The 7664-nt window shown below is 67.9% G+C and carries 6 protein-coding genes and 1 pseudogene; all 7 read left to right on the forward strand.

Features of this window, described 5'->3' with window-relative positions; genetic code table 11:
- Positions 1-527, forward strand: a pseudogene (locus tag G3N99_RS30810) (Crp/Fnr family transcriptional regulator); the annotation flags it as partial.
- Positions 528-841: 314 nt separating this feature from the next.
- A complete protein-coding gene (locus tag G3N99_RS30815; RefSeq protein WP_174945986.1) occupies positions 842-1588 on the forward strand; it encodes a glucose 1-dehydrogenase in 747 nt (248 codons plus the stop codon).
- Between the two features lie 472 nt (positions 1589-2060).
- Entirely contained in the window at positions 2061-3551 is a 1491-nt protein-coding gene (locus G3N99_RS30820) for an MFS transporter (RefSeq protein WP_206124267.1), read from the forward strand.
- A 9-nt stretch (positions 3552-3560) separates the two neighbouring features.
- Complete coding sequence (locus G3N99_RS30825; protein WP_174945990.1) at positions 3561-4148, forward strand: hydrolase; 588 nt, start codon at positions 3561-3563, stop codon at positions 4146-4148.
- Between the two features lie 58 nt (positions 4149-4206).
- Positions 4207-5370, forward strand: a complete 1164-nt coding sequence (locus tag G3N99_RS30830; protein ID WP_206124269.1) for a zinc-binding alcohol dehydrogenase family protein — start codon at positions 4207-4209, stop codon at positions 5368-5370.
- A 102-nt stretch (positions 5371-5472) separates the two neighbouring features.
- A complete protein-coding gene (locus G3N99_RS30835) occupies positions 5473-6711 on the forward strand; it encodes a CoA transferase (protein ID WP_174934605.1) in 1239 nt (412 codons plus the stop codon).
- On the forward strand, positions 6708-7571 hold the full coding sequence (locus tag G3N99_RS30840; protein WP_174934603.1) for a CoA ester lyase: 864 nt from the start codon (positions 6708-6710) through the stop codon (positions 7569-7571). The genes G3N99_RS30835 and G3N99_RS30840 overlap by 4 nt, the downstream gene beginning before the upstream one ends.
- Positions 7572-7664: the final 93 nt, after the last annotated feature.

Here is a 7664-nt window from a genome sequence, read left to right on the forward strand (position 1 = left end):
TGGCGCTGCGCCGGCTGCCGGCCGGCCATGCGCTGTTCCGGCGCGGCGACCCGCCGTGCGGGCTGTACGCGGTGCTGGCCGGTTCACTCACCATAGGTGCGGTCGATCCGCAGGGCAAGGAAGCGCTGCTGACGGTCGCCGAGCCCGTCACCTGGTTCGGCGAAATCGCGCTGTTCGACGGCCAGCCGCGCACGCACGACGCGATCGCACTCGACGACGCGCTGCTGCTGCACGTCCCGCAGGCCGCACTGCTCGCGATCCTCGACGCAACGCCGCAATACTGGCGGCAATTCGCGCTGCTGATGGCGCAGAAGCTGCGCCTGAGCTTCCTGACCGTCGAATCGATGAGCGTGATGCCGGCTGCGCAGCGGCTTGCCGCCCGCCTGCTGATGATCGCCGACGGCTACGGCGGGATCAGCGCCGGCCGCACCCATATCCGGCTGTCGCAGGAAAAGCTCGCGGCGATGCTGTCGCTGACGCGGCAGACCACCAACCAGTTGCTGAAGGCGCTGCAGGCCGACGGCGTCGCGATCGTGCTGATTGAGCAGCGGCTGCAGTTCGCGCCAAGGCTCGCGCGGCGCGTCGCGGTCATGGGGCGCGGACGGATCGTCTACGACGGCGCACTCGACGGCCTGGGTGGCGAGGTCGCGAACGCATGGCTGAGCGCCGGCTGACGGCGCGCGCGCGATTGTTCGGAAAACTCCGCCAGTCAATTCGTGTCGAGCCGCTTTATCGCTGCCGCACCGCACAGTAAATTGCCAGCCATACCGGTTGCGCATCGGCGCAACAACCCGGCAACCGGCACCATCCATCGAGAGTCTTCTGACTGAGGAATGAGATCATGAGCAAGCTGGCAAACAAGGTAGCGATCGTCACGGGCGGATCGAAGGGCATCGGCGCGGCGATCGCGAAGGCGCTGGCCGCGGAAGGCGCGTCGGTCGTCGTCAACTACGCGAGCAGCAAGGCGGGCGCCGACGCGGTCGTCAGCGCGATCGTCGAAGCCGGTGGCCGCGCGGTCGCGGTGGGTGGCGACGTGTCGAAGGCAGCCGACGCGCAGCGCATCGTCGATACGGCGATCGAGTCGTATGGCCGTCTCGACGTGCTCGTCAACAATTCCGGCGTGTACGAATTCGGCGCGATAGAGGCGATCACGGAAGAACATTACCGCCGCCAGTTCGACACGAACGTGTTCGGCGTGCTGCTGATGACCCAGGCGGCCGTCAAGCATCTCGGCGAAGGCGCGAGCATCGTCAACATCAGCTCGGTGGTGACCAGCATCACGCCGCCCGCGAGCGCCGTCTACAGCGGCACCAAGGGCGCGGTCGACGCGATCACCGGCGTGCTCGCGCTCGAACTCGGCCCGCGCAAGATTCGCGTGAACGCGATCAACCCGGGGATGATCGTGACCGAAGGCACGCACAGCGCGGGCATCATCGGTTCCGACCTCGACAAGCAGGTGCGCAGCGAGACGCCGCTCGGCCGTCTCGGCGAACCGGACGACATCGCGTCGGTCGCCGTGTTCCTCGCATCGGACGACGCACGCTGGATGACCGGCGAGCATCTCGTCGTGAGCGGCGGGTTGAACTGACCGGATCACGCCGCGCCGGCAGCAGGGGCGGCGCAATCCCGCGGACGCTGCGGTGAGTCTGCTTCGGCAGATCACGCAGCGTGCCGCCGAATGCCGTGCGGCCCACGACATGCGATGCGTGAATGCGGCATGCCTGCGATTCCTGTAGAGGCCGCCCTCTGATCCCGCATCGCACCGCCGCATAAAACTGTCATGCGGCACGCGCGGCCACGGTGCATGCAGCTCGCCGCACGTGACCGGACCCATCCCCCCGAATTCTCCTCGATCGCCCGTCGCGCAAGGCTGACGGGCGTTTCTCGTGCCGCGCCGCCGTCTCGGCGGGTGCCGGGTCGATGCGTCACGCGCAAGCCACCCATTCAAGTTGCGAATGTGTGCATCGCAACAATCCATTTCATCCGCGGCGCGCCGGGCGGTATGGTGAACGCACGTTCGAAATTCATCGACCGATGCCCATCCCTCTTGCGAAGGCGCCATGAACACGACTCACGATCGATCCAGGCACGCGGGACGTCCAGCCGCCGGCGGCCCGCCTGAAGACGGCGACGACCGACGCAACGCAGGTCTGCGCCTGCCGGCGAAGCTGGTGGGGCCGATCGTGCTCGGCACGCTGCTCAACGCGCTGAACTCGTCGATGATCGCTGTCGCGCTCGTCAGCATCCAGCAGGCCTTCGCGCCGCACGGCGCCGCGCAGGAACGCATCGATACGCTGTGGCTCGTGTCGGGCCTCTATCTCGCGACGGCCGCCGGCCAGCCGACGATGGGGCGGCTCGCCGATCGCTTCGGGGCGAAGCGGATCTTCTGTCTCGGTCTTGCGATCGTGCTGGTCGCGTCGTCGCTCGCGCCGTTCGCGCCGACGCTCGGCTGGCTGATCGCATCGCGCGTCGCGCTCGGCATCGGCACGTCCGCCGCCTATCCGGCCGGCATGGCGATGATTCGTGCATGGTCGCAGCAGCACGCGAACGGCGCGACGCCGACGGGCGGCCTCGGCGCGATTTCGATCGCGGCGCAGGTGGCCGTCGCGTTCGGGCCGCCGCTCGGCGGCGCGCTCGTACAGTTCGCCGGCTGGCGCGCGATCTTCTGGATCAACGTGCCGATCGTGCTGGCCGCCTTCCTGTTCGCGTGGCTGTGGATTCCGGCCGATGCCGTCCGTCGCGGCGCGCAGGCGCGCGACACGCTGAAGGAACTGGATCTGCCGGGCGTCGTGCTGTTCGTGCTGACGCTTGCGAGCCTGCTGCTGTTCCTGCAATCGGTGTCGCGCGAACCCGATTGGTTGCTGCTGGCCGCGACGCTCGTGCTGGTGCCGTTGCTGATTCACCGCGAGCGCCAGGCCGCGGCGCCGCTGATCGACATTCGCATGCTGGCCGAAAACCGTCCGCTGCTCGGCACGTATCTGCGCTGCGTCGGCACTTATGCCGTGTTCTACGCGATCTTTTACGCGCTGCCGATGTGGCTGCAGGAGGCGAGGGGGCTGTCGGCCGCCGATGCCGGCCTCGTGATGCTGCCGGTCGCCGCCATCGGCACGGTCACGACGATGCTCGCGACCCGCATCGTGCACCGGCACGGCGCGCGCCCGGTGCTGGTCATCGGCTCCGCGCTGCTCTGCGTCGGCAGCGTCGTGATGAGCCTGATGACGAGCAGCCTGCCGATCGCGGCGATCGTCCTGCTGTCCATCGTGTTCGGTATTCCTAACGGTTTCAACAATCTCGGCAATCAGGCCACGCTCTACCAGAGCACGCCGCACGACCGGATCGGCACGGCCTCGGGGCTGTACCGCACCGCGCAGTACGTCGGCGGCAGCCTGTCGTTCGCGCTCGTCGGTCTCGCGCTCGGCCATCCGGCGAGCGATCACGGCCTGCGCGAGCTTGCCGTCGTCCTGGCGGTCATCAGCGTGCTGCTGTTGCTCAATGCGGTATCGAGCCGGCACCTCGATGGCGCCGTTTCTTCCGTTCCACAACAAAAGTGAGGGTTTTACATGTCCATTCCGACGCTCAATCGCACCGCCGCGCTCGTCGCCATCGATCTGCAGAACGGCATCGTCTCGCTGCCGGTCACGCCCTATACCGGCGCACAGGTGGTCGCGAAGACGGTCGAGCTGGCGGCGGCTTTCCGCGCGCTGGGGCTGCCCGTCATCTACGTGCACACGAGCTACCAGCCGGACGGCGGCGTCGCGCTGAAGGTGAAGACGGATGCGCCGTCGTCGCCGCCGAATCTGGATCCCGAATGGAGCGCGTTCGCGCCGGCGCTCGGCGTGCAGCCGTCCGACATCGTCGTGACGAAGCATCAGTGGGGCGCGTTCACCGGCACCGACCTGGATGTGCAGCTGCGCCGCCGCGGCATCACCGACATCGTGCTGACGGGCATCGCGACCAACATCGGCGTCGAATCGACGGCGCGCCAGGCATACGAAAACAACTACAACGTCGTCATCGTGAGCGACGCGGTCAGCACCTCGTCGGCCGATGCGCAGACGTTCGCGCTGACCCAGATCTTCCCGAAGCTCGGGCAGGTCGCGGCGGCGGCAGACGTGGAGGCGGCACTGGAGCAGGCTCAGTCGCGCTGAAGCCGGCGAATCGTTCGGCGCGCTTTTGCAAACATCAATCGTTTACCGAGGAATGGCGATGATCAAGACCGATGCATGGGTTCTCTACGCGGGACCGGAACCGACCCGACAGCAGCCGCCCGTTGCGGGCGAGCTGCGCCGCGAAACCTTCGAATTTTCCAGTCTCGAAGCCGACGAGGTGCTCGTCGAGCCGCTGTACGGATCTTGGGAAGCGAACCTCGACCATGCGCTGTCGCGCAATCCGGTCGACATCTGCCGCCAGCGCCGCGAGGACAAGATCGTGCTGGGTAACGGCGCGCTGGTGCGCGTCCTGGAGCGCGGCAGCGCAGTCGGTGCGTTGAAGGACGGCGAGATCTGCATGGTGATGCCGTTCGGCAAGCGCGACGAATACGGGTTCGCCGAGCTCGTCTACGCGTACGACGCGCCGGGCACGATCGGCGTGATGGCGCAGCGCACCAAGATGCGCGCCGACAACCTGGTGCCGGTGCCGACCGACAGCCGTCACTCGCTGCTGCAATGGGCGACCTACGGCCGCTACTTCACCGCATGGGACAACTGGAAGGTCGCGTCGGCGTGCTGGCGTTCGCAATTGCCGGACGTCGATCCGGCCGACAACCTGGTGTTCGGCTGGGGCGGCGGCACGACGCTTGCCGAGCTGCAGCTCGCGAAGCGCGAAGGTTTTCGCGTCGCGATGACCGCGAGCAACGATCGCCGCCTCGAGGAGCTCGCGAAGCTCGGCATCACGCCGGTCGATCGCCGCAAGTTTCCGGATCTCGCGTATGACGAGGCGCGCTACCGGGCCGATCCGGAATATCAGGCACGCTACCGCGAATCGGAGCGCGTCTTCGCCGAGACGATCGCCGAACTGAGCGGCGGCCGTGGCGTCGCGATCTTCCTCGACAATCTCGGCGGCGCGCTGTATCGGGCGACGATGCGCGTGACGGGCCGCACCGGCATCGTCGCGACGGTCGGCTGGAAAACCGGGATGCGCCTGTGGAACCTGCGCGCGACGGAGTGCATCAACCGCCGCCTGCACATTCACACGCACGCGTGGCGCTACGACGACAGCATCACGATCCGCGACTTCCAGGAATCGACCGGCTGGATCGGCCAGGAACCGACCGAAATCTTCGATTTCGACGACGTGCCGAAGCTGGCGTCCGATTACCTGAACGGGAAGATCGAGACATATTTCCCGATCTATCGGATCAACGCGGTCTAAGCCGCGGGGCGCGCGTCGTGCATGTATCGTCGCATGATGCTTAGGTGTGCAGACGATAGTGATGCGCGGCGCGCCATGCAATCTATCTCGCAGGAGAACGTCATGGCCTCTGTGGAAACCGGGGAGGTCGACGCCGACACGGCGTCGGACCGCTCCAGCCGTGCGCCGCTCGGCGGCATTCGCGTGATCGACGCCGCGACGCTGTTCGCCGGCCCGCTCGCGGCGACGATGCTCGCCGACTACGGCGCCGACGTGATCAAGGTGGAACATCCGACGGGCGATCCGGCGCGCAAGTACGGCGCGCGCCGCGATGACGTGCCGTTGTGGTGGAAGGTGGTCGCGCGCAACAAGCGGGCGGTCACGCTGAATCTCGGCGCGCCCGACGGCCAGCGGATCTTTCGCGAGCTGGCCGCGCAGGCCGACGTGGTGGTCGAGAATTTCCGGCCCGGCACGCTGGAGCGCTGGGGGCTCGGCTACGACGTGCTGTCCGCGATCAATCCGCGGCTCGTGCTCGTCCGGGTCACCGGCTTCGGCCAGTTCGGCCCGTATGCGCGCCGCCCCGGTTTCGGCACGCTCGCGGAGGCGATGAGCGGGCTGGCGGCGGCCACCGGCGAGGCGGACGGGCCGCCGCTGCTGCCGTCGTTCCCGCTGGCGGACACGGTGGCGGGGCTGACCGCCGCCTTCGCGATCATGACGGCGCTGAAGGCGCGCGATCGCACCGGACGCGGGCAAGTGGTCGATCTCGCGATCATCGAGACGATGCTCGCGGCAATGGGCGCGCAAGTCGCGAGCTACGACCAGACGGGGCGCGTGCCGGAGCGCACCGGCAACCGTTCGCCGAACAATTCACCGCGCGGCGTGTATCGGACGTCGGACGACAAGTGGGTCGCGCTGTCGACGTCGGCGCACAGCATCGCGGAGCGCGTGATGCGGCTCGTCGGCCGTGCCGACCTGATCGACCAGCCGTGGTTCGCGAACGGCGTCGAGCGCGCGAAGCACGCAGATGAACTGGATGCGGCGGTGGGCGGCTGGATCGGGCAGCGCACGCGCGCCGAGGTGCTCGACGAGTTCGAGCGCGCGGAGGCGGCCGTCGCGCCGATCTACGACGTGGCCGACGTGCTGGACGATCCGCAGTATGCGGCGCTCGGCTCGGTCGTCACGATACCCGACGCCGAACTCGGCACGTTCCGCACGCACAACGTGCCGTTCCGTCTGTCCGACACCCCCGGCGCGATCCGCTGGGGCGGGCCGTCGCGCGGGGAGCACAACGATGAAGTATTCGGCGCATTGGGACTGGAACCGCAGGACCTGGCCGACCTGACCGAACGAGGTGTGATTTGAAACAGAGCGCATCCTACCGCAGCTATCTGTACGTGCCTGCGCACAAGACGCAGGTGGTCGAGAAGGCCTACGCGAGCGAGGCCGACGCGATCGTGCTGGATCTCGAGGACGCCGTGCCGGCGAGCCACAAGGTCGACGCCCGCAAGGCCGCCGCCGCGATTCTCGCGGGCGGCCCGCCGAAGCCGACCTACGTGCGCGTCAACCCGATCGGGAGTCCGTGGTGCCGCGACGACGTCGAGGCGATCGCACTGCCCGCGCTGCAAGCGCTACGCCTGCCGAAGTGCGATTTTCCCGCGCATATCCAGGAAGTCGCGGGCTGGCTCGACGCGCTCGGCAGTGAAGCGGGGATCCAGATCCTGATCGAATCGGCGTATGGCGTGGAGACGGCTTACCCGCTCGCGACCGCGTCGCCCCGGCTGGAACGGATCGGGCTCGGCGAAAGCGACCTGCGCGCCGACCTGCGGATCGGCGTCGACAACTTCACGCTCGAAGTGTGTCGCGCGCGCTGCGTGGTGGTGTCGCGCGCGGCGGGGCTGAACGGGCCGATTCAGACGGTTTATCACACGCTGAACGATCTCGACGGTCTGAAGGAATCGACGTTGCGCGCGAAATCGATGGGGTTCGTCGGCCGCTTCGCGATTCATCCGTCGCAGGTTCCGGTCATCAACGCGGTATTCACGCCGACCGACGAAGAAATCCGCGCGGCCGAGCGCGTGCTGGAGGCAGTCGATGCGGCGGACGGCGAATCGTCGGTGTTCGTGCTGCCCGACGGCCGCGTGGTGGCGCCGCCGCTGATCGCGAACGCACGCGTGACGCTCGCGCTTGCGAGCCATCTGCGGCGCGACGGAGTACCGGCATGAGTACACCCGACACGCTTTCCGCACCGGCCGCGGTCGCGAGGCCGGCGAGTCCGGACGGCATCATCGGCGCGCTCGGCCGCTTCGCGGCATCGG

Origin of the sequence: Burkholderia sp. Ac-20392, from assembly GCF_017104585.1 — a bacterium.
GTDB lineage: Bacteria > Pseudomonadota > Gammaproteobacteria > Burkholderiales > Burkholderiaceae > Burkholderia > Burkholderia lata.

What these genes read in the sequence shown, in the direction of transcription:
- G3N99_RS30815 (WP_174945986.1), top strand. Translation starts at nt 842, where the DNA reads ATGAGCAAGCTGGCAAACAAGGTAGCGATCGTCACGGGCGGATCGAAG.
- G3N99_RS30820 (WP_206124267.1), top strand. Translation starts at nt 2,061, where the DNA reads ATGAACACGACTCACGATCGATCCAGGCACGCGGGACGTCCAGCCGCC.
- G3N99_RS30825 (WP_174945990.1), top strand. Translation starts at nt 3,561, where the DNA reads ATGTCCATTCCGACGCTCAATCGCACCGCCGCGCTCGTCGCCATCGAT.
- G3N99_RS30830 (WP_206124269.1), top strand. Translation starts at nt 4,207, where the DNA reads ATGATCAAGACCGATGCATGGGTTCTCTACGCGGGACCGGAACCGACC.
- G3N99_RS30835 (WP_174934605.1), top strand. Translation starts at nt 5,473, where the DNA reads ATGGCCTCTGTGGAAACCGGGGAGGTCGACGCCGACACGGCGTCGGAC.